General features: G+C 69.9%; 24 protein-coding genes. 7 read left to right on the forward strand and 17 right to left on the reverse strand.

From position 1 onward, the window contains the following. Positions 1–19: 19 nt before the first annotated feature. The 15 genes from BLR91_RS15700 to BLR91_RS15770 form a co-directional block, all read right to left on the reverse strand. A complete protein-coding gene (locus BLR91_RS15700; protein WP_089880379.1) occupies positions 20–751 on the reverse strand; it encodes a 3-keto-5-aminohexanoate cleavage protein in 732 nt (243 codons plus the stop codon). Positions 752–789: 38 nt separating this feature from the next. Further along, positions 790–1,458 carry an RraA family protein gene (locus tag BLR91_RS15705; RefSeq protein WP_089880376.1) on the reverse strand — a complete coding sequence of 223 codons (669 nt, stop codon included), beginning with the start codon at positions 1,456–1,458 and terminating at the stop codon, positions 790–792. A 31-nt stretch (positions 1,459–1,489) separates the two neighbouring features. Continuing rightward, positions 1,490–2,284, reverse strand: a complete 795-nt coding sequence (locus tag BLR91_RS15710) for a carbon-nitrogen hydrolase family protein (protein ID WP_020075801.1) — start codon at positions 2,282–2,284, stop codon at positions 1,490–1,492. 38 nt (positions 2,285–2,322) lie between these two features. Next, positions 2,323–3,474, reverse strand: coding sequence for an ABC transporter ATP-binding protein (locus BLR91_RS15715; protein ID WP_089880372.1), 1,152 nt, complete (start codon positions 3,472–3,474; stop codon positions 2,323–2,325). 46 nt (positions 3,475–3,520) lie between these two features. Further along, entirely contained in the window at positions 3,521–4,585 is a 1,065-nt protein-coding gene (locus tag BLR91_RS15720) for an ABC transporter substrate-binding protein (protein WP_089880369.1), read from the reverse strand. Positions 4,586–4,623: 38 nt separating this feature from the next. After that, positions 4,624–5,451 (reverse strand): ABC transporter permease, encoded by an 828-nt coding sequence (locus BLR91_RS15725; protein WP_089880365.1) that lies wholly within the window; start codon positions 5,449–5,451, stop codon positions 4,624–4,626. Then, positions 5,451–6,407, reverse strand: a complete 957-nt coding sequence (locus BLR91_RS15730; protein WP_018189553.1) for an ABC transporter permease — start codon at positions 6,405–6,407, stop codon at positions 5,451–5,453. Before BLR91_RS15730 ends, BLR91_RS15725 begins: the two co-directional genes overlap by 1 nt. A 167-nt stretch (positions 6,408–6,574) precedes the next feature. After that, positions 6,575–7,807: an ROK family transcriptional regulator gene (locus BLR91_RS15735; RefSeq protein ID WP_089880362.1), complete on the reverse strand. Its 1,233-nt coding sequence runs from the start codon at positions 7,805–7,807 to the stop codon at positions 6,575–6,577. Between the two features lie 17 nt (positions 7,808–7,824). Further along, positions 7,825–9,267, reverse strand: a complete 1,443-nt coding sequence (locus BLR91_RS15740; RefSeq protein WP_089880359.1) for a glycoside hydrolase family 5 protein — start codon at positions 9,265–9,267, stop codon at positions 7,825–7,827. Positions 9,268–9,292: 25 nt separating this feature from the next. Further along, complete coding sequence (locus BLR91_RS15745) at positions 9,293–10,204, reverse strand: carbohydrate ABC transporter permease (protein WP_089880356.1); 912 nt, start codon at positions 10,202–10,204, stop codon at positions 9,293–9,295. Continuing rightward, a complete protein-coding gene (locus tag BLR91_RS15750; protein WP_018189549.1) occupies positions 10,191–11,069 on the reverse strand; it encodes a carbohydrate ABC transporter permease in 879 nt (292 codons plus the stop codon). Before BLR91_RS15750 ends, BLR91_RS15745 begins: the two co-directional genes overlap by 14 nt. A 53-nt stretch (positions 11,070–11,122) precedes the next feature. Next, positions 11,123–12,370 carry an extracellular solute-binding protein gene (locus BLR91_RS15755; RefSeq protein ID WP_269457361.1) on the reverse strand — a complete coding sequence of 416 codons (1,248 nt, stop codon included), beginning with the start codon at positions 12,368–12,370 and terminating at the stop codon, positions 11,123–11,125. Positions 12,371–12,428: 58 nt separating this feature from the next. Beyond that, on the reverse strand, positions 12,429–13,805 hold the full coding sequence (locus BLR91_RS15760) for a GH1 family beta-glucosidase (RefSeq protein WP_089880351.1): 1,377 nt from the start codon (positions 13,803–13,805) through the stop codon (positions 12,429–12,431). Between the two features lie 97 nt (positions 13,806–13,902). After that, a complete protein-coding gene (locus BLR91_RS15765) occupies positions 13,903–16,740 on the reverse strand; it encodes a discoidin domain-containing protein (RefSeq protein ID WP_231918952.1) in 2,838 nt (945 codons plus the stop codon). A gap of 112 nt (positions 16,741–16,852) precedes the next feature. Continuing rightward, positions 16,853–17,455: a TetR/AcrR family transcriptional regulator gene (locus BLR91_RS15770; RefSeq protein WP_089880343.1), complete on the reverse strand. Its 603-nt coding sequence runs from the start codon at positions 17,453–17,455 to the stop codon at positions 16,853–16,855. 119 nt (positions 17,456–17,574) lie between these two features. On the opposite strand from BLR91_RS15770, the gene BLR91_RS15775 reads away from it, so the two are divergent. From BLR91_RS15775 to BLR91_RS15795, 5 genes are all read left to right on the forward strand, one after another. Further along, on the forward strand, positions 17,575–18,351 hold the full coding sequence (locus tag BLR91_RS15775; protein WP_089880339.1) for an SDR family NAD(P)-dependent oxidoreductase: 777 nt from the start codon (positions 17,575–17,577) through the stop codon (positions 18,349–18,351). Between the two features lie 86 nt (positions 18,352–18,437). Further along, the gene (locus tag BLR91_RS15780) at positions 18,438–19,613 is read left to right on the forward strand and encodes a PP2C family protein-serine/threonine phosphatase (protein WP_089880336.1); all 1,176 of its coding nucleotides are present in this window, start codon (positions 18,438–18,440) and stop codon (positions 19,611–19,613) included. Next, complete coding sequence (locus BLR91_RS15785; RefSeq protein ID WP_089880334.1) at positions 19,610–21,562, forward strand: glycosyltransferase family 2 protein; 1,953 nt, start codon at positions 19,610–19,612, stop codon at positions 21,560–21,562. The genes BLR91_RS15780 and BLR91_RS15785 overlap by 4 nt, the downstream gene beginning before the upstream one ends. Beyond that, positions 21,559–21,891: an STAS domain-containing protein gene (locus tag BLR91_RS15790; protein ID WP_018189541.1), complete on the forward strand. Its 333-nt coding sequence runs from the start codon at positions 21,559–21,561 to the stop codon at positions 21,889–21,891. The genes BLR91_RS15785 and BLR91_RS15790 overlap by 4 nt, the downstream gene beginning before the upstream one ends. Continuing rightward, positions 21,884–22,297: an ATP-binding protein gene (locus tag BLR91_RS15795; RefSeq protein WP_089880332.1), complete on the forward strand. Its 414-nt coding sequence runs from the start codon at positions 21,884–21,886 to the stop codon at positions 22,295–22,297. Before BLR91_RS15790 ends, BLR91_RS15795 begins: the two co-directional genes overlap by 8 nt. A 57-nt stretch (positions 22,298–22,354) precedes the next feature. On the opposite strand, the gene BLR91_RS15800 is transcribed toward BLR91_RS15795, so the two are convergent. Next, a complete protein-coding gene (locus tag BLR91_RS15800) occupies positions 22,355–23,134 on the reverse strand; it encodes an alpha/beta fold hydrolase (RefSeq protein WP_089880329.1) in 780 nt (259 codons plus the stop codon). A 50-nt stretch (positions 23,135–23,184) separates the two neighbouring features. Here BLR91_RS15800 and BLR91_RS15805 point away from each other — a divergent pair, with 50 nt between their 5' ends. Then, positions 23,185–23,598, forward strand: a complete 414-nt coding sequence (locus BLR91_RS15805) for a MarR family winged helix-turn-helix transcriptional regulator (RefSeq protein ID WP_089880326.1) — start codon at positions 23,185–23,187, stop codon at positions 23,596–23,598. Between the two features lie 14 nt (positions 23,599–23,612). Here the strand turns inward: BLR91_RS15805 and BLR91_RS15810 are convergent, their stop codons facing one another. After that, a complete protein-coding gene (locus tag BLR91_RS15810; protein ID WP_089880323.1) occupies positions 23,613–24,383 on the reverse strand; it encodes an SDR family NAD(P)-dependent oxidoreductase in 771 nt (256 codons plus the stop codon). 49 nt (positions 24,384–24,432) lie between these two features. Here BLR91_RS15810 and BLR91_RS15815 point away from each other — a divergent pair, with 49 nt between their 5' ends. Next, positions 24,433–24,822 carry a MerR family DNA-binding transcriptional regulator gene (locus tag BLR91_RS15815; protein WP_231918953.1) on the forward strand — a complete coding sequence of 130 codons (390 nt, stop codon included), beginning with the start codon at positions 24,433–24,435 and terminating at the stop codon, positions 24,820–24,822. The last annotated feature ends 185 nt before the right edge of the window (positions 24,823–25,007 follow it).

Here is a 25,007-nt window from a genome sequence, read left to right on the forward strand (position 1 = left end):
CGCCGGAGCCGGAGCACCCTCAGGCGATGATCGGCTCGAGCGCACGCACGGCGCCGATCAACTCCACGTTGCCCGCTGTCGGAGAGCCGTCCTCGCGGGTGAGCCCGTCCTCGAGCCCCACCCGTGTCTCGCAGCCGTCCTGGATCGCGGCGCGGACGACGGGCCAGACGGTCCGGTCGGCCCCGTGGTAGAGGATCGGGGCCTCCACGCCCGCGTCGCGCAACACGTGGGCGATCGTGCGGCACGCAGACACCGCCTCCTCCACGTCCTCTGTCTCCGGTTCGATCAGGATGCGCACGTTGCGGTGCAGCGTCGGCGAGGCGAGCAGCGCCGGCACGTCGGCCATCGACCAGACCGCGCTCTCCAGCACCATTCCGCGGTCGAGGACCAGCTGGGCCGCCTCGGCCGCGCCCTCCTCACTGAACGCGACCGACGCGAAGTCGGGCAGGGCGTCCTCGGGCCACGCCGCGATCAGCCGCATCCGCTCCGCGTGCCCGGAGCACGTCCAGAGTCCGGTCGTCGTGCCGATCACCCCGTCCGGGACCTCCGCGCGGAACGCCCGCACCATCGCACCGATCGCCTCCGGGTCGATCGTCTGGGCGCCATCCGCCGCGCGGGCGTGAGCGTGGACGACGTCGGCGCCGGCCGCGAGCACGGCGGCGGACTCCCGGGCGATCTGCTCCGCGGTCAGCGGGACTGCGGGGAACTCGTCGGGAGTCCTCCCTCCGTTGATGGCGGCTTTGAGGAGCATGGGGTCCTTTCGGTGGCGGGAGGGAGAGTGAGGGGAGTTCAGGACGCGAAGCCGGCGATGGTCGCGCTGGCGCCCGTGAGGTCGCCGAGGCGTCCGCCGTCCCGCAGCGCCTGCACGAGATCCGGCTCTTCCGCGTCGTCTTCGAGCGCGGTGTCGATGAGCTGCTCGAGCACCGCCGCGGGTGCGAAGAGCACCCCGTTCGCGTCCGCGAGCACCACGTCGCCCGGGCGCACGACGACGCCACCGCAGACGACGGGGATGTTGAGTCCCCCGGCGTCGATGTCGTGGAGTTTCGTGGTTAGCATGCTCAACCCGCGCCCGTACACCGGGAGCCCGAGTCCCGCGATCTCGTCGATGTCGGTGGCCGCGCCGTCGACGATCGCTCCGGCCGCTCCCCGGAAGGAGAGCGCAGAGGCGACGACCTCGCCAAGAGGTGCATGGCGGACGTCCCCGCCAGTGTCGACGACGATCACGTCCCCGGCCTCCACCAGGCCGGCGGCGTGGTGGAGCATCGTCGAATCGGTGGCCGTCGTCCGCACCGTGACGGCGCGACCGATCACGCGCGTCGTGCCGGCGAGCCGGACGATCCCCGGGTCGGCGAACCCCTCCTCGAGGTAGTGGCCGAGTGTCGGGAACGAGACGCGGGCGAGCTTCTCGAGGAGCTCCTGGGGAAGCGCGGACGGGGTGGGGCCGATGGTGACGGGCATGGATGTTCCTCGCGAGGTGGGGCGGACGGGGTCAGAGGCTGATGGATGTGTTCAGCCGGCGGTTCTCGAGCACCGGCAGCACGGCGCGGACCTCGTCCGTGCGGCGCTGGGACACGGTGGACACGGCCAACCCGTACGTCTCACCGCCGAGCGACGAGCGCACGATGCCGAACGGGTCGACGACCATGCTCTGGCCGATGCAGTCCGGTGACGCCGATCCGGCAGCGACGACCCAGGTGGTGGATTCGATGGCCCTGGCGCGCAGGAGTGTGCGCCAGTGGTCCTCCTTCATCGCGCCGGAGACCCAGGCGGCCGAGACCGAGATGAGGTCGGCTCCCTGGTCGATGAGGTTGCGGGTCAGCTCGGGGAAACGGAGGTCGTAGCAGTTGACGAGCCCGACGGAGGCACCGGCGAGCTCGACCACGACCGGGTTCGCGTCGCCCGGGGTGACGTAGTCGGACTCCCGGTACGCGAACGCGTCGTACAGGTGCAGCTTGCGGTATCGCGCACGTTCGATGCCGCGCTCGTCGATGGCGACGATAGTGTTGTAGGGGCGGTCGCCGTCGGTGCCCTCGTACCCGGCGGCGATGATGGCCATGCCGGTGCGCTTGGCGAGCCCGGAGACGAACTCGACGAACCCGCCCCACTCCGCCCGCGCGATATCGCCCAGCGGGAGGTCGACGCCGTCCGCGAGGAGCATCGCCTCCTCTGGCAGGACGAGGAGGTCGACGTTGTCCGCCGCGGCCTCATCGACCAGGGTCTCGATCGTCCGGCGGTTGGCGGCCAGGTCCGTCGTCGGTGCGAGCTGGCCTGCTGCGACCTTCATGGTGATCCTTTCGGGGAGGAGGAGCGGGGTTCGCGCGCTCAAGCGGCGAGGATGTGGGCGTCGTCCGCGTGCCAGGAGACGGTGACCGCGTCGCCGGGCACCAGCCGGGTGAGTGCGTCGTCGCCCGGGCCACTCGGCCGCGTGACGACCAGCTCGGCGCCCTGCTCGGCGCGGACGATGTAGCGCCACTCGTCGCCGAGGAAGACCGCGTCGAGGAGCGTCGCCGCGACCGCGCCGCTGCCGGCCGGCGACGGCTCCGTGCCGGAGCGCAGGGCGACGCGCTCGGGACGGACGGCCACGGTCACCTCGGCGCCCGGTCCCGCCGCGTCGGTGCGGGCCGGCACGATTCCGAGACCGGCGATGTCGACCGTCGCCCCGGCCGGAGTGCCGTGATAGACGGCATCGAAGAGGTTGCACGTGCCGATGAAGCCGGCGACGAAGCGGTTCGCCGGCCGGTCGTAGATGGCGCGGGGCGCATCCACCTGCTGGACGCGTCCCTCCGACATCACGGCGATCCGGTCGGACATCGTCAGCGCCTCCTCCTGGTCGTGGGTCACGTAGACGAACGTGATCCCGACCTCGCGCTGCATCCGCTTGAGCTCGACCTGCATCTCCTTCCGGAGCTGCTGGTCGAGGGCGCCGAGCGGCTCGTCGAGGAGCACGACGGCGGGTCGAGAGACGATGGCGCGAGCCAGCGCGACGCGCTGCCGCTGGCCGCCGGACAGCTCGTTCGGCTTGCGGTCGGCGAAGCGCTCCATCCGCACCAGGGCGAGTGCGGCATCCACCGCGTCCTCCCGGTCGGGGAAGCGCTTGCGACCGCGCACCTTCAGCTCGAAGCCGATGTTGTCCCGCACCGAGAGGTGCGGGAACAGCGCATAGCTCTGGAACAGCATGTTGAGGTCGCGCTTGCGGGTGGGGAGCGACTCCACTGACCGGCCCGCCAGCTCGATCGAGCCGCCGGTCGGCGCCTCGAAGCCGGCGATCATCCGCATCAGCGTCGTCTTGCCGCATCCCGACGGACCGAGGATCGAGAAGAACTCGTTGTCCCCGATCGTCAGGTCGACGGGCTGCACGACGGTCGTGCTCCCGAACGTCTTCGTGACGCCGGTGAGACGGATGGCCGGAGTCTTCCGGTCCGCCGCTCCCGCGAGTGTCGGGGCGGTGACGGTCGGGCTGGCGGGCGTGGTCATGGTGTCGTCCTCGTGGTGTCGTCCGTGTGGTGTCGGCGGCCTGGCCTCAGGAGGCCTTGACCTTCGTCCAGCCCTGCTGGAAGTAGGCGAGCGCCTTGCCGGGGTCGACGATGAACTCGCTCTTGGCGAGCTGTTCGTCCGTCGGGTACACGGCGACGTTCTCGAGGAGCGCCTTGTCGGTGATGTGGGCCTTGGCCGCCTCGTTCACCGAGGCGCTGCCGCCGTCGTTCGTGGCCATGGCCGCGATCTCCGGCTGGAGGGTGAAGTTCAGCCACTTGTACGCCGCGTCGGCGTGCGGGGCGTCCTTGGCGATCGAGAAACCGTCGACCCACAGGGTGCCGCCCTCCTTCGGGATGACGAACTTGACGTCGGGGTTCGCGGCCGTCACCTTCGCGATCGCGCTGCCGCCGTACGCCTCCGCGACGCAGGCGTCTCCGGACGCGAGCAGGTCGGAGTAGTTGGAGGAGTTGTATCCCGCCAGCAGGGGCTTCTGGTCGAGCAGCGCCTGGGTGCCCTTCTCGATGTCCTTCTCACTGGTGGTCGTCGCCTTCAGGCCCTTGTACTGCAGGGCAGGGATGTATGCGCTCAGCATGTTGTCGAGCATGTAGATCTTGCCCTTGTACGCCGGGTCCCACAGGGCGTCCCAGCTGTCCACGGCCTTCCCGGTGCACGCCTGGTTGTAGGCGAGCCCGGTGGTGCCCCAGATCCACGGGACGCTGTACTCGTTGCCCTTGTCGTAGCTGGGGTCCGCGAACTTCTTGCCGAGGTTGTCGAGCCCGGTGATCTTGGAGTGGTCCAGCTTCTCGACCAGCTCCTGGCCGACCAGCTGTTGCACCGCGTACTGGCTGGGCTCGACGATGTCGTAACCGGATCCGCCGGCCGCGAGCTTGGAGATCATCGTCTCGTTGGCGTCGAACGTGTCGATGGTGACCTTGATGCCGGTCTTCTTCTCGAAGGCCGAGATCACGGACTTCGGGATCTCGTCGGCCCACGCGTAGATGTTGAGCTGGGTGGAGGGCGCCGAGGACGAGCCGCCGGAGCCGGACGAGCAGGCGGTGAGGCCGAGTGCTGCGACCGCGGCGACCGCGATGAGGGCGGAGGTGCGCTTCATGAGGGTTCTCCCGTTCTGGGGGGGTGCGGGGGTGAGGGCTAGCGGGTGCGGATGGAGGTGGTGCTGGTGTCGGGTAGTGCGGCGGCGCCGGATGGGCTCGCGAGGATGCGTCGCATCTGTTGGATGCCGACGGAGAGGACGACCACGAACGTGAGCACGATCAGGAGCGTCCCGAGCGCGTTCAGCTCCGGGGTGAGTCCGGACTTGAGCAGCGAGTAGACGCGCAGCGGCATGGTCGTGGATCCCACTCCGCTGACGAAGGTGGAGATCACGATGTTGCCGAGCGAGACGGTGAAGGCGAGCAGCCACGACGCGAGGATCGAGGAGCGCAGAAGCGGGAAGAGGACCCGCGTGAAGGTGCGCCACGGCGTGCAGCCCAGGTCGGCGGCGGCCTCGATGAGGCTCGGGTCGAGGGTGCGGAAGGCGCCGATCAGAATGAGCGTGGTCAGCGGCAGGGTGATGATCATGTGGCCGAGGACCAGCGTGAGGATGCCGAGCGGGACGTGGAGGAAGCTGAAGACGCTGAGCAGGGCGACGCCGAGCACGATCTCGGGCACGATCAGCGGAAGGGCGATCGCGCCGAGGATCGCGGCCGACCCGCGGAACGGGAAGCGCACCATCCCGATGGCGGCGAGCAGGCCGATCACGGTGGCGACGGATGCGGCGAGGACGCCGACGATCACGCTGATGAGGAGGGTCTGGAGCAGGGCGCCGTCGCTGAAGAGCTGGCCGTACCACTGGAGGGTGAATCCCTTCCACTGGTACCCGCCGGACGCCGAGTTGAACGAGTACACGATCACGGCGACGATCGGGATGTAGAGGAACACCAGGACGATGCGGGCGATCCAGGAGGTGACGCGATCCATCAGGCGACCTTCTTCCGTCCGCGTCGCGCGATGAGACCGGCGACCACCATGGCGAGCAGCATCAGCACGAGGAGCACCATGGAGACCGCCGCGCCCATCGGCTGGTTGCGGAACTCCGTGTAGAGGGTGACGATCAGGTTCCCGACGAGCTGGTCCTTGCCGCCGCCGAGGAGCACGGGGATGACGAAGACGCCCAGGGTGGGGACGAACGTGAGCATCGCCGCGGCGACGATCCCGGTGCTGCTGAGCGGGATCAGCACGCGCAGGTGGGTCTGCCACCACCCGCAGCCCAGGTCGGCCGCTGCCTCTTTCACCGAGGGGTCGATCGCCCGCATGCTGGCGTAGATCGGGAAGATCGCCGTCGGGAGGAACGCGTACAGCAGCCCCATGACCACGGCGCCCTGGCTCGGGATGAGCGAGAGGCTCCCCGTGTCGACGCCCAGCGCTCCGAGCACGCCGTAGACGGGACCGCCGCGGCCGAGCACCGAGATCCAGGCGAACGTGCGCACCAGGAAGTCCGTCCAGAACGGCACGATGATGAGCAGCAGGAGCAGGGACTGGCGCTGCGGCGGCCGCGAGACGATGTAGTACGAGACGATGTAGCCGATCACCAGGCACACGACGGTGTTGATCGCGGCCATCCCGAGGCTGTATCCGAGCACCTTGGCGTAGGCCGGATCGACCAGCTGCGCGTAGTTGGCCCAGGTGAATCCGCCGGTGATCCCGCCGTACAGGTTGCTCTCGGCGAACGAGTTGCGGGCGACGATGACGATCGGGATGATGGCGAGGCCGAGCACCGCGACGATCGCGGGGGCGAGCAGGAGGAGGCCTGTCGCGGTCCGACGACCCGAGCCCCGCACGCGGCGGGAGCGTGGTCCCGCGCTCGGCGCGTCCGCGGGAGTCGCCACGTCGAGTGTGTCGTCGTCGGCGGGGACGAAGGTGTCGGTGGTCGTCACTGCGCTCCTCCTTCGTGGCATCTCAGCGGCGTGAGCGGGGTTGATCCATTGTTGGTGTCCCGTTCACCTGCTCGATACAGGAGGGTGCTGCGAGATCAGTGGCGTCCCCGTTACATGCTTTCGCATATCGCAGCCGTCGCCGGCGCCCCGGCGGCCGGAGGAGGCGCTCAGCTCGCGAAGAGCTCCGCCCGCGGAGTGTCGATCAGCGCGGTGATCGGCATGAGCGCGGAGCCGAGGGCGACCGTGTCGCCGCCGAAGGTCGCCGGCACGAGCTCGAACTGGGCGCCGAGGCGGTCCAGGCAGTTCCGGCGCACTGCCGCCGCGATCTGGTCCGCATGCTGCTCCATCAGGCGCATCCCGACCCAGCCGCCGATGACCACGCGCTGCGGGTTGGTCAGGTTCACCACGCTGCCGAGCGCGGCTCCGAGCGCGTCGATCGTGTCGTCCAGCACGGCCGTCGCGTCCGGGTCCGAGGAGGCCGCCGCCGCCAGAAGCGCGCCGAGAGCCTGCCAGCCGCTGCCGTCGAAGGAGCCGCCGCGGGCGCGCCACGCCTCGAGGATGGCGTCGGCGCCGAGGTACGCCTCCACGCAGCCGAGCTGACCGCAGCGGCAGAGCGCGCCGCCGTAGCGGATCTTGGTGTGGCCCCATTCGCCGGCGCTGCTGTGCGCGCCGTGCGCCAGCTCGCCGTCCGTGATCACGCCGAGACCGACGCCACGGCCGAGGAGAGCGACGACGGCATGGTCGATGCCCCGCGCCGCGCCGTACCAGAGCTCGGCTCGCGCCTGCGTCTTGGCTCCGTTCTCCGCGTAGACGGGGAGGTCGGGGTCGAGGTCGAGCGGGATCGGCCGGGGCGCCCAGCCGAGGCTCTGGGCGTACAGCACCTGGGTGCCGTCGGCCTCCGTCTCCACCACGCCGGGAAGGCCCAGCCCGATGCCGAGGACGCGCGGCCAGCGCTCGCGGTTGCGCTCCCGCAGCTCGGCGATCGCCTCGCTCAGGTCGCGGTGGATGTCGTCGGGCGATTCCTCCCGCCGGCCGCCGCGGAACTCGCGGTCGACCATCGTGAGCGAGAGGTCGAACAGCTCGACGGCGACGCCACGCTCTCCGACGTCCACCCCGATGGCGTACGCGCCGTCGGCGCGCGGTGCGAGGAGCGAGATGGGGCGCCCGCCCCGGGATGCGACAGAGCCGACCTCGGCGATCAGGCCGTCCTCGATCAGCTCGGCGGTGATGTTCGCGGCCGAGGCCGAGGAGAAGCCGCACCGGCGGGCCAGTTCGGCGCGCGTGGTCTCGCGCTGCTGCAGCACGAACCGCAGCGCGGCGGCACGGTTCTGATGGCGCAGTGACGTCACGGTGGCGGACTCCCGGATGCCGGGTGCCGCGGGCCGTGACTGTGCGCTCATGGCTCGACGATATCCCGTCATACGCTGACCTCGAGTCTGCGCACCAGCACGCGCTCGGCGACCGCGAGGATGAGCGCGCCGTCGTCCCAGCTGGCGGTGACGGCGTGCGGCCGGTCGGCATCCACGGTCCACGATCGCGGCGGTGCCGAGAACCCGAAGGAGAGCCGGGAGCCGGGATGCAACTCCACCGGCACGTACTCGTCGTGGGCGTACGGTCGCCCGGCGGTGTGATGCCAGATGCCGTCCGGCACCACGGACGGAGTGAGGTCGTCGATGGGCGTCTCGGCCGCGTCCCGGACGCCGGTCCAGGCCGGGAGGTGCAGGTCGGGACGCGCGAAGAGCGCGTCCAGCACCGGTGTGCGCACGTCGCAGCGATCCGCCGGCACGGACGCGAGGAACGCATCGAGGGTGCGCGCTGCCTCCTCGGGTTCGGGATGCTCGGCCGGGTCGGCGATCCGGTCCCATCCCTCGGGCGGCCGGACGGACAGCGGAGAGGTGAGCGTGTCGAGCTTCTTCCACGGCCAGAAGTTCCAGCCGATGCCGTGCCGCTCGTACAGGCGGGTGGCCGCGTAGATCCAGCCGGGGGTGTTCTCCCCGCCCTCGCCCATGTAGATCGGAACGCCGAGATCGTTCCGCAGCTGCAGGAAATCGGCGATGCTGGTCTCGTCGGGCGGGCACCAGTAGCGGTGGAACTGGACCGCCTGATTGTCGTCGAAGCGATGGCGCACGGGCTCCGGGTTCGTCGCCCAGTGGCTCCCTTCGTACATCAGCAGGTGCCGGTCGTCGATCGCGCGGATCGCCGCCGTCAGCTCGCGGTAGAGGTCGACGAGCTCGTCGTTGTAGCGGTGCTGCCACTCGTTCGGGAGCGGCTCGTTGAGCAGGTCATAGCCGAGCACCGCCTCCCGGTCGCGATACCGGCGCGCGAGCTCACGCCACAGCTCCACGGTCTGCGCGCGGTAGCGAGGCGACATGAACAGCTCGGGCAGACCGTTCGGAGAGTCGTCGATGTTGGTGCCGGTCTGACCGCCGGGCGCCCCGTGCAGGTCAAGCAGGATGCGCAGGCCGTGCTGCTCGCTCCAGCGCACCGCGCGCTCGATCAGCTCGAAGCCCCCCTCCCGGAGTCCGCCGTCGTCGTCCATCACGCCGCGGGCGTTGATCGGGAGCCGGACGTGGTCGAACCCCCGCTCGGCGATGAGCGCGAAGTCCCGCTCCGTCACGAACGAGTCCCGGAAGCGTCGCCAGAACGCCCCCGCCCGCTCGCTGCCGACCAGGGCTTCGATGCGCGCCTCGATCTGACGCGGGGAGGACATTTCGTCGCCGAACCGCCACATGTACCCCTCGGCCAGCAGCCAGTTGCCGAGCCCCACCCCGCGGAGCAGGAGGGGGCCGGAGTCGTCGACCAGCTGGGTCCCCTCGGCGCGCACGAAGCCGGCCGGGCGGGGGCGGAGGGAAGAGTCCATGGTGTTCCTCATCGGTTCGGGTGGGTCACTTGAGTCCGGAGAGGGCGAAGCCCTGCACCACGTAGCGCTGGAAGACGACGAAGACGATCAGGATCGGAACGACCATCAGCGTGGAGGCGGCCATCTGCAGCGACGGGTTGGTGGCGATCTGCTGGTTGAGCAGCGAGAGCCCGACGGAGAGCGTGTAGAGGTTCTGGTCGTTGGCGATGATCAGCGGCCAGAGGAAGCTGTTCCAGCCGGCGATGAAGGTGAGAACGACCTGCACCGCGAGGATGGGGCCGGACATCGGCAGGATGATGCGGAAGAAGATGCGCCACTCCCCCGCCCCGTCCATCCGGGCCGCCTCGACGATCTCGGTGGGGATGGTCGCCATGAACTGCCGGAAGAGGAAGACCGCGAAGCCCGAGACGAGCATCGGCAGGGCGATGCCGACCAGGGTGTTGGTCAGTTTCATCCCGTTGAGGATGAGGTAGCTCGGGATCATGGTGACCTGGCCCGGGATCATCATGGTGACCAGCACGAGGAAGAACAGCGCGTCCCGCCCGGGGAAGCGGAACTTCGCGAACCCGTAGCCGGCCGCGGCCATGAGCAGAAGGCCCAGCATGCAGATGACCACGATGATCAGCGTGTTCAGGAGGTACCGGCCGAAGTCGAGCTCGGTGAAGAGCTGGACGAAGTACTGGAAGGTGGGCTCCTTCGGCAGCAGCTGCGGCGGGTAGGCGACGGATTCGCTGCGCGGCTTGACCGACGCGAACACCATCCAGAGGAAGGGGAACGCGGTCGCCAATGCGCCGATGGCGAGCAAGGCGCCGATGATCACGGTGCCGACGCGGCCGCGGCGCACACGGCGACGGGGTGCGGCCGCGGGCTCGTCGTCGCCGGGCCCGTCGGTGACGAGCCGGCGGCTTCCGCGGGCGAGCAGCTCAGTAGTCGACATCGGATCTCCTCAGACGCAGCTGGACGACGGTGATGATCGCGATGATCGCGACGAGGACGACCGAGCCGGCGCTGGCGTAGCCGAACTGGCTCGACGAGAAGCCCTTCTGGTACAGGAAGAGCGAGATGGAGGTGGAGGCGCCGAGCGGGCCGCCCTTGGTGAGCACGAACGGCTCGTCGAAGAACTGGAGCCAGGCGATCACGGTCGTGATGGTCACGAAGAAGATCGCGAACCGCAGCAGCGGGATTACGATCGACCACGTGCGGCGCGCCCCGGAGGCCCCGTCGATCGAGGCGGCCTCCAGATACTCCTTCGGCACGCCCTGGAGGGCGGCGAGGAAGATGATCACGTTGAGGCCGAGCCCCCGCCAGACGGCGACGAGCACGACCGAGAACTTGACGACCGTCGGGTCGGAGAGCCAGGGCACGGGTGGCAGCCCCACCAGCGACAGCAGGTAGTTGAAGAGGCCGAACTGCGTGTTGTAGAGGTACCCCCACACGAGCGCGACGGCGACGATGGCCGTGATGGCCGGGACGAAGTAGAAGGAGCGCAGCGCACGGAAGAACCGCCCCTGCGACCGGTTGAGGGCGAGCGCGATGAGGAGCGAGAGCACGATCACACTGGGCACGCCGATGAAGGCGAACAGCGCGGTGTTTCCCAGCGCCTGCCAGAAGGCGGGATCGGCGAACAGGGCCGCGTAGTTGTCGCCTCCGACGAACTGGATGCGCGACCAGTTGCCGAGTCCGGCGAGGTTCATGTCGGTGAAGCTGACGAGGAGGGCGACGGCGATCGGCAGGATGCCGAACGCGATCAGGAGCAGCATCGCCGGGGCGACGAACGTGTAGGGGACGAGTCGGGTCTTCATGGCCTCATGGTCGGCGGTGCGCGGCGACCGGGGCCACCGCGCACCGCCGGGTCTCATTTCGCGGACGTTCCGCTGGTGGTGGTGAACAGGTTCTTCAGCGTCTCGTCGCGATTCGCGCCGGTCAGCACGATGGAGTTCAGCGAGTCGAGCAGGGCCTTGCCGGTCTCACCGTCCCAGTTCGGGACGAGGGGCAGCAGCCGCGACGAGGCGAGCTGCTTCGTGTAGACCGCGACCATCGGGTCGGCGGAGAGCTTCTCGTCCTCCAGTGCCTTCGTGACCGTCGGGAGCTGTCCGTCGGACTCGTACCACTTCACCTGCACGTCGGGCTGGGAGAGGTAGTCGAGCAGCTGAAGGGCACCCGCCTTGTTCTTAGTGGAGCCCCAGACGCCGAGGTTGGAGCCGGCGAGGAGGGACGTGTCCTTCTCGGCCGCCGGGACCGTCGTCACGTTCCACTTGCCGGCGAGCTCGGGAGCCGCCTGCGAGATCGCCGCGGCCAGGTACGGTCCGCTCACCAGCATGGGCGTCGTGCCGGTCACGAACCCCTGGGTCTGGTCGAAGTCGCTGTTGGTGGGAACGCTCTTGTCCGCGTAGAGGCCGGTGTAGAGGTCGACCGCCTTCTCGAACTCGGGCGAGTCGAAGTCGATCGTGCCCTTCGAGTTCACGATCTCTCCGCCCTGGTCCCACGTCATGATGACGGGGAGGGCGCTGTCCCACTGCGGGATGTAGTAGCCGTACGAGCCGTTGCCGCGCGCGGTGAGCTTCTTCGCGTCGGCGCGCAGTTCGTCCCAGGTGGCCGGAGGAGCGTCGATTCCCGCGGCGCCGAGGATGTCGCTGCGGTAGAACAGCACGCGGGTGTCGGACACCCAGGGCACCGAGACGACCTTCCCTCCGATGGCGGTGGCATCGCCGGCGACGCCCTCGACGAAGTTGGATGCGGCGAGGTTCGGGTAGTCGCCGAGGGTGGCGTCGTCGAGGGTCATCAGCGCGCCGCTGTCGGCGTAGGTGCGCAGCTTGGAGAGACCGATCTGGACAACGTCCGGTCCGTCTCCGGAGGCGACGGCCGTCGTGAACTTCTGGTCGACGTTGTCCCACGGGATCGCGACGGTCTTGACGTCGATCCCGCTCTTCTCCTCGAACGGCTTCACCAGCGCGTCGAAGTGGGCGGAGCTGTCTCCCATGACCCAGACGGTCAGGTCCTTTCCGGCGGTCGCGTCGCCGGACGAGCCGGAGGAGGAGCAGCCGGCGAGGGTGGCGGCGGCCAGGGCGGCGGTGCCCAGGGCGAGCCAGCGCATTCTCTTCATCGAGATTTCCTTTCGGGTGTGCAGGGGTGTGCAGGTGGGTGCGGGTGGTGGATGCCGGCTATGGGAGGTCGGCGGTGGTGAGACGGGCGTGCTGCGACACGAGGTCGCGGTACCAGCGGGCGCTGAGCTTGGGGATGCGCTCCTGGGTGCGGTAGTCGACGTAGACGATGCCGAACCGTTTGGAGTAGCCCTCCGCCCACTCGAAGTTGTCGAGCAGGGACCAGACGAAGTAGCCGCGGAGGTCGACGCCGGAGGCGATCGCCCGGGATGCGGCGGCGAAGTAGCCGGCGAGGTAGGCGACGCGTTCCGTGTCGTCCACACCGCCTTCCGGGTCGACGTAGTCGTCGAAGCTGGCGCCGCTCTCGGTGATGTAGACCGGCAGGCCGGAGTACTCGCGGGAGATGCGGAGCAGCACGGCGTGCAGCGAGTCCGGGATGACGGACCAGCCGAACGAGGTGGTCGCCGGCTGCGCGGGGGTCTCGCGCACGCCGAACGGGGTGGCCGGGTCGGCCGTGGCGATCACACGCTGGTAGTGGTTGAGGCCGACGAAGTCGACGGGTGCCGAGATGAGCGCGAGGTCGCCGTCGTGGATGAGGTCCGCGAGCCCGTGAGGATCGAGGAGGGCGTGCACGCCGGCCCCGTACTCCCCGCGGTACACCGGGTCGAGGAACACCCGGTTGCTCACGGCGTCGAGGCGGTCCGCGGCAGCGGCGTCGTCCGGCCCCTCCCCTGCGACGATGTCGGTGACGATGTCCGTCACGCCGACCCGCGCACCGGGCAGAGCGGAGCGCAGAGCGCGCAGGGCCAGCCCGTGCGCGAGGTTGAGGTGGTGTGCGGCCGCGGTGGCGAGCCGGAGGTCGCGCCGGCCCGGCGCGTGTGCTCCGTAGCCGTAACCGAGGAAGGCGGAGCACCACGGCTCGTTGAGGGTGATCCAGTCCTGCGCGAGATCGCCAAGCGCGTCGGCGACGCGGGCGGTGAACTCCTCGAAGCGCAGCGCGGTCTCCCGCTCCGGCCAGCCGCCGAGATCCTCCAGCGGCTGCGGCAGATCCCAGTGGTAGAGGGTCACGAAGGGCCCGATGCCGCGCTCGGCGAGCCCCGTCAGCATCCGCCGGTAGAAGGCGACGCCCTCCGGGTTGAGCGGGCCGCGCCCGCTCGGCTGGAGTCGCGACCAGGAGAGCGAGAACCGGTACGCGGTGAGGCCGAGCGACGCGATCAGGTCGAGGTCGGCGCCGAGCCGGTGATAGTGGTCGCAGGCGATGTCACCCGTGTCCCCGCGATGTGTGAGGCCGGGCGTGTGGCTGAAGGTGTCCCAGATGCTCGGGCCGCGTCCGCCCTCGGCCGCTGCGCCCTCGATCTGATAGGCCGCGGTGGCGACGCCCCAGAGGAAGTCCGGGGGGAAGTCGACCGGGAGGCCGCTCGGGTCGGTGAGAGTCATGGAACTCCTTCGTTCTTTCTCTAGGTCTTAGAATAAGGCATGGATCAGCAGGGATGCAAGAGGCCGGCCCGCAGGCCGGCCTCTTGTCCCCGTGTTCTCAGTACGACGAGTAGACGGTCACCTCGTCGATGGTCCACCACTGCGGCGCGACGCCGGTCTGGGTGATCCGGATGTAGCGCGCGGTGGTCGGGGCGATCGAGATCGGCCGCTTCCAGCCGTACGCGATTCCGGTGGCGGCGGTCGACCAGGTGGAGCCGTCGAGAGACGTCTCCACCGTGAAGCCGCGCGGGTAGTCCCACTTCGAACCGCTCGCGGTCTGCACGGTCACCATGGCGACCGTGCGGTTCGCGCCCATGTCGATCCGGTACCACTCACCGCCGGCCATCGCCTGCCCGCTCTGCCACGAGGTGCCGTTGGCGCCGTCGATCCCGGAGGCCGCGGACGAGCCCGCCGCGGTCGTGGAGGCGGTCGCCGTCCAGCCGGTGTGGCTGATCGCCGTCGGCGAGAAGGTGGACAGGCCACCCGCGTACTTGGCGATCGTGCCGACGAACCGGGTGTTCTGGGTGAAGTTCGACGTTCCGAACTGGGCCAGCTTCGACTGGAACGTGGCGGCGTCGTCGCTGTTGATCACCGGGACCGGCTTGCGGTTGTCGTAGTAGAGACCCCAGTAGGCGAAGCCGTCGTCGGCAGAGCCTTTGACCTTGTACGACCAGTTCGACCACGAGACGCTCGACGCGTTCAGACCGGCCATGAACCGGGCCCAGACATCGTCGTTGTAGTACAGCGAGTACTCGCCGTAGAGGATCGGAACCCCGGGGTCGGAGAGCTTGGCCGCGAGGCCGCCCAGCTCGTTCGTCACGAGCTGGTTCTGCGCCGTCCAGTCCTTCGAGTTCGGCATGTCGTACGGGTGGTACTCGTACGCGACGTTGGTCCAGCCGTACGTCGACGGCGGCGCGATCTTGTCGAGGCCGAAGAACGCCCCGAGGAAGATCGTGTGGTCGGCGTCGATCGCCCGGACGGCGTCGTAGAGGCGGTCGTAGTACGCGCTCTTCTGGGCCACGTCGTCCGTGTCCTCGCCGTAGTCGATCAGCGGCTCGTTGATGAGGTCGTATCCCGCGACGGCGGGGTTGCCGTTGTAGCGCGTCGCGATCTTCTTCCAGATGTCCTCGACCCAGTTCTGGTAGGTGGCACTGCCCCAGAACCCGTTCGGGTTCGGACCGATGCGGCCGCAGGAGCCCCACGGGCAGCCTCCGCCCGGCACCGTGTGCAGGTCGATGAGCGTGTAGATGCCACGGGAGGCGGCCTGGCTGACGACCCAGTCGATCTTCGTCCACGGGTTCGACTTCCACGTGCCGTCGAGGTTGAGGAACACGTTCCAGCCGATGGGCACGCGGATGAAGTTCATCCCGGTGGCCTGGATGTTGTCCAGGTCGGTCGCGGTGAACCAGGTGTCCTGATGCGTGCCGACCACCGAGGCCGTCGTCGCCGTGCCGAACCGCGAGGTCATCGTGTTCGTCAGCGAGTAGTCGTCGTTGTAGAGGCCCGCCGTGAGCTCGCCGATCGACCACCAGTTGCCCGCCGATCCGGTCTGCGTCAGGCGCACGTAGCGCGCGGCCTGGGCCGTGAACCCGATCGTGGTGGCCTTCCGCGTTCCGACGCCGGAGGCCACGGTGCTCCAGGTGGAGCCGTCTCGCGACAGCTGGAGGCTGTAGCCGCGCATCCAGTCGTCCTCATCGGTGGTGTTCTTCGCCGTGTCCGTCGTCACGTTGTTGAGCGTGACGAGTGCGCCCATGTCGACGGTCACGGTCTGCCCGGGCGCCTGGGCCGCCCCGGTCGCCCAGCGGGTCCCGGTGTTGCCGTCGAGCATGGCGGCCGGGGTCGCTCCGACCGACGAGACGACGGACCAGCCGCCGCGGTCGAGGGAGGTGCCGCTCGAGATCGCGACCTCCGCGACCGACCACCACTGCGTGGACGTCCCGTTCGAGACGATCCGGAGGTAGCGCCCGTTCTTGCTGCCCTGGAAGTCCGCCTGCGTGACCCGGTTCGAGCCGTATCCACTCGCCACCTGGGTCCAGGTGGTGTTGTCGTAGGACGTGAACACGTCGTAGATGCGCGGGTAGTCGTTGGCCGTGGCCGCGCCGGCGTCGAAGAGCACCTTGTCCATGTCGACGTTGCGGCCGAGGTCGATGGTGAGGCTCTGGCCGGGCGCCTGAGCGGCTCCCGTCTGCCACACCGTCGAGGTGTTTCCGTCGAGGACCATCTGGGCGTTGGTACCGGGCGCGCTCGCGGAGGCGGTGGCGGTGTGCGTGCCGTTGAAGAGCACCGGGTCGCTGTAGAGGTTGATCTCCCCGACCGACCACGGCGTCGCCGCCGTGCCGGTCTGAGTGGCGCGCACGTACCGGGCGACCTGCGGAGTGAACTTGACGGTGGTCAGGCCGTCCGTCCCCGCCTGGGTCGCGACGCTCGTCCAGGTGGTGCCGTTGGTGGACGTCTCGATGTTCAGGGCGCGCGGCCACTGGCCGGCGTTGGCCGTGTTGTCGACGGTGAGCCGGTTGAAGAGCGTGTTGGCGCCCAGGTCGAGCCGGATCCACTCCCCGCCGGCCTGGTTGGCCCCGGTCGTCCAGCGGCTGGTGCCGGAGCCGTCCAGGGCGTTCGCGGCGGTGCCGGCCGACGCGGTCACGGTCCATCCGGTCCGGTCGGCCGCGAACTCGCCGAGCGGGGACATCCAGTCCTCCTGCGTGAGCCAGCCGCCGATGTTCGTTCCGCGGAGGTTGACGGTGGATCCGGTCCCCGACGCCTTCTTCAGGACGTTCCCGTTGGCCTTCAGGAAGTCGGTGGCGGTGAGAGCCGCGGCGTTGGCCGCGGTGACGGGCAGGACGGCTGTCGCCGCCACGGCCGCGGCTGTCACCAGCGCGGCCACTACGTATCGTTTCACGATCCTCCTTGATCGGTACGCGGAACGTCTGGTCGTTCCGTCGCACGTAGCATCGCGAGGACCGTGCCCCTTTGTCAAGAGCTTAAATTAAGTCAAACCCTAAGCGGCGACGTTACGCCGAGCCTCCAGGAAAGGCCCGGAGCGCGCGCTCCGCGACCGCCATCAGCGCGCGGCGGGATGCGCCGGCGGCGGCCTGCACCGCGAGGCCGGCGCTCACGGTCGAGAGGTAGCGCGCGAGCTCGGTCGGGCTCTCCCCCGGCGGAAGGTCGCCCTCCGACCGCGCGCGCCGGAAACGCTCGGCGAACCTCCGCTCGCCTGCTGCCCTGCTGTCGGCGAGGAAGCGCACGATCCGCTCGTCCTCCGGACTGCCCGCGAGGCCGCCCTGCACCGAGAGGCACCCCGCCGGCTTGCCGGGCCGGGTGATCGCCACGACGTTGCTGCGGAGGTAGTGCTCGGCGACGGCCCGTGCCGTCGGCTGGGCCAGCGCCTCGGAGACATACGCCATGTCCACCGCTGAGTAGCGCTCGACCGCGCGACGGAACGTGGCCTCCTTGTTGCCGAAGGCCGCATAGAGGCTGGGCCGTTTGATGCCCATGGCGTCCGTCAGATCGTCGAGCGTCGTCCCCTCATACCCCTGGCGCCAGAACACCTCGATCGCGCGGTCGAGCGCGTCATCGGTGTCGAATCCCCGGGGGCGCCCGCGCGTCACCGTCATCTGCGACCCCTTTCTGTACTGATCTGGAAAAAATTATCGCTCAGATGGAATACTCGGGCAAGCCCGTGGTTTTCTGTACCAACTGGAACAGAATCCAGGACAGAGAACCGGAGGACATCATGAGCACCGCATCCACCACCGCAGCACCGACCACGCCCCTCACCCTCGCCGGCAAGCGAGCCCTCGTCACCGGGGGCTCCCGCGGCATCGGCGCCGGCATCGCCCGCTCGCTCGCCGCCCACGGGGCCGAGGTCGCGATCACCTATTGGTCGTCGCCCGAGCGCGCGACGGCTCTGGTCGATGAGATCACCGCTGCGGGGGGCACAGCTGTCGCCATCCGTGCGAACAACGGAGACGCCGCGGCGGCCCGGGAGGGCGTCCGCGACGCCGTCCAGGCGCTGGGCGGCCTGGACATCCTGGTCAACAACGCGGGAGGCGGATGGTTCGAGCCGTTCACCGAGACGCCGGACGAGCACATCGAGCACACCATCGACCTCAACGTGCGCGGCACCGTGTACACGACGCAGGCGGCGCTCGAGAGCCTTCCCGACGGCGGGCGCATCATCACGATCGGCAGCGTCAACGCCGAGCGGATCCCCTTCACCGGCGGTGCGGTCTACGGGCTCACGAAGGCCGCGATGGTCGGCTTCACCAAGGGGCTCGCGCGCGACCTCGCCGCGCGCGGCATCACCGCCAATGTGGTCCAGCCGGGCCCGATCGACACCGACGGCAACCCGGCCTCGGGCGAGGCCGGCGACTACCTCGCCGGTTTCACCGCGTTCGGCCGCTTCGGCCACAGCTCCGACGTCGGCGAGCTGGTGTCGTGGATCGCGTCCGACGCCGCGGGTTACATGACCGGCTCCGCGGTGACGATCGACGGCGGCTGGACGGCCTGAGCCGATCGGCCCGCGGCCGAAGTCGGACATCGATCGACTTCGGCCGCAGGCCTGGCGCGGGGTAGACCGCTCGGTACGATGGGGGCATGGTCGTCGACGCGGACTCGGTACAGCAGGCGGAGTTCCGGCGACAGCGGGCGCTCGCGGGCCTCGGCATCCTCGATTCGGGGCCGGAGGCACGGTTCGATCGCATCACGCGGTTGGCCCAGCAGCTCTTCGACGTGCCCATGGTGAGCATCACGCTCATCGACCAGAACCGCCAGTGGCGCAAGTCGCAGCTGGGCCTCACCACCGAGGCGCCGCGTGAAGGCGCGTTCTGCGATGTCACCGTGCGGCAGGATGCCGCCCTCATCGTGAGCGATGCCTCCGTCGACGAGCGGTTCAGTGAGAACCCGTTCGTCCTCGGCGACCCCCACCTCCGCTTCTATGCGGGCGAGCCGCTTCACGCCCCCGGCGGCGACGCCGTCGGCACGCTGTGCGTGCTGGACACCGTCCCCCGCGAGCTGAGCCCGGAGCAGGAGCGCGTGCTGCGCGACCTGGCGGACTGGGTGCAGGCCGAGCTCGACCGCGACGACGAACTGGACCGTGCGGCCATCGCCCAGAAGGGGCTCCTCCCCCGGCGCCAGCCGCGCGCTCCCGGCTTCGACGTCGCTGCCGCGTGCGAGCCGTCCCGCGGCGTCTCCGGCGACTTCTACGACTGGTACGACGTCGACGACGACTTCTGCGTCTCGGTCGCCGACGTCATGGGCAAGGGAATGGCCGCCGCGATCGTCGCCGCCTCCGTGCGCACCGCTCTCCGCAGCGCGATGGACCTCGCCGACCTTCAGGCGTCCGTCGAGGCGGCCTCGCGCGTCGTCGAGGAGGACCTCGACCAGCTGGCGACGTTCGTCACCCTGTTCCACGCCCGCGTGCATCCGGACGGAACCATCGACTACCTCGACGCCGGTCATGGGCTGGCGATCATCGTGCGGCACACCGGGCGGTTCGAGCGGCTTCCCGCCGGATCCCTGCCGCTCGGTCTGCCGGTGTTCGAGCCGCGGACGCCCGGACGCATCCAGCTCGGCCCGCGCGACGCCCTCCTGTGCGTCAGCGATGGCATCCTCGATGCGCTCGGCGGCGACCACGCCCTGACCCGGTTGGAGGCCATCGTGCGCGGATCGGCGACAGCGGCGGGTGCGGTGTCCCGCATCCTCAGCGCTGCCCGGCAAGGCATCCCGATCGACGACATGACGGCCGTGGTCGTGCGACGGAGCGACCGGTGAGGCCCGTGCTGCTGCGCGTCGTCGCGCTGCTCGCCGTCCTCGCGGGCGTGAACTACGTGGTCTGGCGGTGGCTCGCGTCGGTCAACTGGGAGGCGTGGTGGATCGCCGTCCCCCTCGTCATCGCCGAGACGTACAGCCTGGTCGACACCTTCTTCTTCGCCCTCACGATGTGGCGCATCCGCATCCGCAACGGTCCGGACGCCCCGGCCGCCGGCACCGTCGACGTGTTCATCACGACCTACGACGAGCCGGTCGACCTGGTGATGACGACGGCGGCGGCGGCCCGGCGCATCCCGTACCCGCACACAACCTGGGTGCTGGACGACGGCGACCGGCCCGAGATGCGCGCCGCCGCCGCCCGGGAGGGTGTCGGCTACATCACGCGCACCGAGGACTGGACCGACAAGCCCCGGCACGCCAAGGCCGGCAACCTCAACAACGCCCTGCTCCAGACGGACGGCGAGTTCCTGCTCATCCTCGACGCCGACCAGATCCCCGAGCCGGAGATCCTCGAGCGGACGCTCGGCCACTTCGCCGACCCGAAGGTCGCGCTGGTGCAGACGCCCCAGTACTTCTCGAACGTCGACGACGCCGACCTGCTCGGCAACCAGGCGCCCCTGTTCTACGGACCCATCCAGCAGGGCAAGGACGGCTGGAACGCGGCCTTCTTCTGCGGGTCCAACGCCGTGCTGCGCCGCGATGCCCTGATGCAGCTCGGCATCTCCGGCTACGTCCGGGACGTCGAGCGGACCGTGCGCACCTCCCTGCGCGCCGCCGAGCGGATGCTCACCAAGACCGAGCGCGCCTCCCACCTCGACCCGGAAGCGGCCGCCCTCGTCGGCGAGCTGCGCGGACACGTGCACGAGGCGAGCGAGAGCCTGCGCGCCGGACAGAGCGTCGGCGAGGTGACCTTCCGGCTCCGGGAGCAGGTGGATGCGGTCTCGCGCGCCGCCGTGCGCGGCCACCTGACCTCGGTCGAGGCGGACCTCGCGGCGATCGCGCAGCTGCCCGTCCAGGCCGACTCCGAGCTGCCGGCGTTCGTCGTCGACGAGGTCGCCCTCGACCGCCTGGCGGAGCGCGACTGGTCGCCCCTCGGGGCCATCGAGTCGGTGCAGAGCATCACCGAGGCCCTCGCCGTCGACCGTCCGGACCAGGCGCAACCGGTCATGCCGATGGCGACGATCTCCGTCACCGAGGACATGGCGACGGCGATGCAGCTGCACGCCAACGGCTGGCGCAGCGTCTACCACCACGAGCTGCTCGCGACCGGGCTCGCCCCGGAAGACCTCGGGACGATGCTGAAGCAGCGCCTGCGCTGGGCGCAGGGAACGCTCCAGGTCATGCTCAAGGACAATCCGCTCCTCAAGCGCGGACTCGACGCCGGGCAGCGGCTCATGTACTTCGCGACGATGTGGAGCTACCTGGCCGGCTTCGCCGCGATCGTCTACCTGGCGGCCCCCGCGATCTACCTGCTGGCGGGCGTCATGCCGGTGACCGCCTGGAGCGTCGACTTCTTCGCCCGCTTCATCCCGTACTTCGTGCTGAGCCAGCTGATGTTCCTGATCGGCGCGCACGGCATCCGCACGTGGCGCGGCCAGCAGTACGCGCTCGCCCTGTTCCCGCTGTGGATCAAGGCGTGCTGGACCTCCGCGGCCAACGTCTGGTTCAAGCGCCCCCTCGGCTTCGTCGTGACGCCGAAGGAGCGCAACGGCCGTGCGCCCATCCCATGGCGCGAGATCTGGCCGCAGCTGACCGCGATGGCACTGCTCGTCATCGCCGCGATCATCGGAATCCTGCGCGTCATCGCGGGGACGGCCGACGGCGTCGGGACACTGGTCAACACGGTGTGGGTCGTCTACGACCTGGTCGTGCTCAGCATCATCCCCCGCGCCGCCCTGTACCGAGGCCCCGCCGCTCACGCGGCGAGGAAGGAGAACCCCCCACGATGAACATCACGACGACACTCCGCGACGACGGCGTCGCCGTCCTCGCGGTGGAGGGGCGGATCAACCTCGTCAGCGCCCCGGACCTCCGGCGCGCCGTTCAGAGCGTCGTGGACGAGGGCAGCGCGCGCGTCGCCGTCGATCTCAGCGCCGTCGAGTTCATCGACTCCTCCGGCCTGGGCGCTCTCATCAGCGGCCTGAAGACCGCCCGCACGGCCGGTGGCGATCTGCGGCTCGCCGCTGCGACCGAGCAGGTCACCAGCGTGCTGCAGCTGACCAACCTCGACCGCATCCTGCGCGTCTACCCGTCGCCGGACGACGCCTACCGTGACTGAGCCGTTCCGGGATGCGTTCCGGGCGCCGGCCGACCTGGAGACGATCGGTCGCGTCCACGAGAGCTTCGAGCGGCTCGCGGAGCAGCGGCCGGACCTCCCCGCGCAGGTCCGCGGGGCGTTCGAGCTGGCCGTCGTCGAGGTGGTGACGAACGTCGTCACGCACAGCGAGGACGACCGTCCGGTCCGCGTCGAGCTCGTCATCCGGACCACGACCGGTGGCCTGGAGGCGATCATCACGGATGACGCCCCTCCCGCCGATGTGGATGTGGTCGATCCGGCCATGCCGGAGGCGGAGGACCTCGCCGAATCGGGCCGCGGCCTGGCGCTGGTGACCATGCTCGTGGACCGCTTCGAGCACGACACTCTCGACGGGACCGGCAACCGCTGGCTGCTCGCGCTCGGCTAGGCCGCGCTCTGCCGTCGCGCGGGGCTCCCCCTCGCGCCGGTCTCACCATCGCTGGTCTCACCGTGCGCGGGCGAGGAACGGGTCGATGACGGCCCAGGTCGCATCCGGCGCCTCGAGGTGCGGGAGGTGCCCGGCGGCGGGCACTTCGGCGAACTCCGCACCGGGGATCGCGGCGGCGACCGCACGGCCGTAGGCGGGTGTGACGATGCCGTCGCTCTCGCCGAACACGACGAGGGTCGGAACGTCGATCGTCGCGAGCCGATCGAGGAGCGTCGGGTCGCTCATGCTCACCCCGGCGACGGCGGCCATGGTCCGGCCGTTGGACAGCTGCACGGCACGCTGCTCGTCCGTGAGCTGGGCCGGGTCGCGGTATCCGCGGTCCGGGTCGTGCCACGCGGCCTCGGCCAGCCCGCGGGCGTCGAGGGCGAAGAAGTCGGCGACCGGCTCCCCCTCGACGACCGCGCCGACGCCGTCGATGTCGATCACCGCGCCGATCACTCCGGCATAGCGTTCGTCGGCCGCGGCCTGAACGGCCATCTCGAGGGCGATCCACCCGCCGATCGACGATCCGATCAGGACGACGCCGTGCTCGCCGTCATCGAGGAGACGCGCCAGGTACGCGGAGGCGAGGTCGCGGATCGACGCGATGTCCTCCGGGCGGGCGGTTCCCTCCCAGCCCGGATGGGTCGGCGCAGAGGCGTGCATGGTGGCGCCGAGATGGCCGACGATCGGGGCGACGGTCTGCGGGCCGCCGCCACCGTGGAGCACCAACGCGGTGCGGCCGCTCGGGTCGCCGGCCTGGAGGGTGGGCAGATCTTCGGGAAGTGAGGGGTTCATGATGCGCCTATCTAAACATGTTTATCTACGAATGTTGATACAGTAGCACCGTGACCACGGATCTGGAACAGCTCGGCCTCGCGATCAAGCGCGCGCAGTACCGCAACCACCGGACGATGGACGCCGCCCTGCGCGACGTCGGCGTGAGCCTGGTGCAGTGGGACGCGCTGCGAGCCATCGAACGGATGCCCGGCGCGTCCGGCCACGACCTCGCGGTGACGACCTTCCAGAGCGATCAGGCGTTCGGCACTCTGGCGAACCGCCTGGTCGAACGGGGTCTCATCTCGCGCACCGCCGGCCGCGGGCGACGCATCGAGCACTCGCTCACGGAAGCCGGGAGGGATGCGCTGCGCGCGGGGCACCGCGTCGCCGCGGACGTGCTCGAGGATCTCTTCGCACCCCTCGACGAGAGCCAACGTGCCGCGCTTGCCGCCGGACTCCGGCTCCTCACGGAAGAGCAGTAGAGCGCGGGACTCGGCTAGGCGCCCATCGCGCGTCGGGCGATGGCCGTGATGACACGGGCAGGAAGCAGCCGGATTGCCGCAACGGTCACGGCGTTCGCGGCGCCATCCACTACCGCCGGGCCCGCGCCCTCCAGCGCCCGCAGGACGGTGCGCGCCACCTGGGCGGGCTGACGCATCCCCTTCCTCTGCGAGGAGTTCATCGGGGTCCGTGTCGGCCCCGGGCTGACGGCGACCACCCGCACCCCGGCATCCCTCGTCTCCGCCCACAGCGCCTGGGTGAACGAGAGGACGTAGGCCTTCGATGCGGCGTATGCGGCCAGGACGGGCGCGGGAGCGTAGGCGCCCGTGCTGGCGACGTTCACGATCGCGCCGCGCCCGCGCTCCACCATTCCGGCAACGACGGATGCGGTGAGTTCGGTCAGCGCACCGACGTTGAGCTCGACGAGGCGGCGGAGGACCACGGGATCCGAGTCCGCCACGAACCCCCGCGAGCTCATCCCCGCGCTGTTGACCAGGAGCTCGATCTCGATGCCGGCGTCTTCGACGGCCTCGAGTACGTGGGCGACCGCTCCCGGCTCGGCGAGGTCGACGGCGATCGTCAGCACGGCGACGCCGAACCGCGTCTGCAGGTCGGCGGCCGTGACCTCGAGCTGACGCGCATCCCGGGCGACGAGGACCAGGTGGGTTCCGTTGCGTGCGAGCTCCGCGGCGATGGCCGCGCCGATCCCGGTCGAGCCGCCCGTGACCAGGGCATGGCGATCCTTCAGCTGCGTCAGTGATGTCATGAGGGCTAACCTAAACATTGACGTCAATGTCAAGGTAAAGCGGAGGTGGATGGTGCGGATCGGCGAGTTGAGCGCGAAGACCGGTGTCAGCACGCGAGCCCTGCGCTACTACGAGCAGCAGGGTCTCATCCGCAGTCGCCGGCTCCCGAACGGCTACCGGGACTACGGCCCGCAGACCGTGGACGTCGTGCTGTTCGTCCAGGACCTCTTCGCCGTCGGCCTCCCGTCTCGGCTGCTTCGCGACATCATCCCGTGCGTCGCCGAGGGCGGCACGTCCTCCCCGCCCGAGGATCTCCTCGCCCGCGTGATGGCGGTCCGCGACGACCTCCTCCGGCAGGAGCATCGCCTCCGCGAGCGCCGGAAGACGCTCGACGACTATCTCGCCGGCCGGTTGCTCCCGTCCGGGGCCAACGCCGTGCACGAGTCCCAGTCTGTGTAATCGTTCAGAAACACGTTCGCCCGCTCCGCGAAACAGCGGCCCCCTAGCGTCGACCCTGTCGATGGCGCCGCTCTCTCAGCCGCCGGCCCACCCCCGGGGCCGGTACTGGACCGTTCGCCGGTCGTGCTCCTCGACGCCGCGAGTCTCCCCTTCCTGCCGCTGACGGCGGTCGCATCGGCGACCCC

Source organism: Leifsonia sp. 466MF (assembly GCF_900100265.1).
GTDB lineage: Bacteria > Actinomycetota > Actinomycetes > Actinomycetales > Microbacteriaceae > Leifsonia.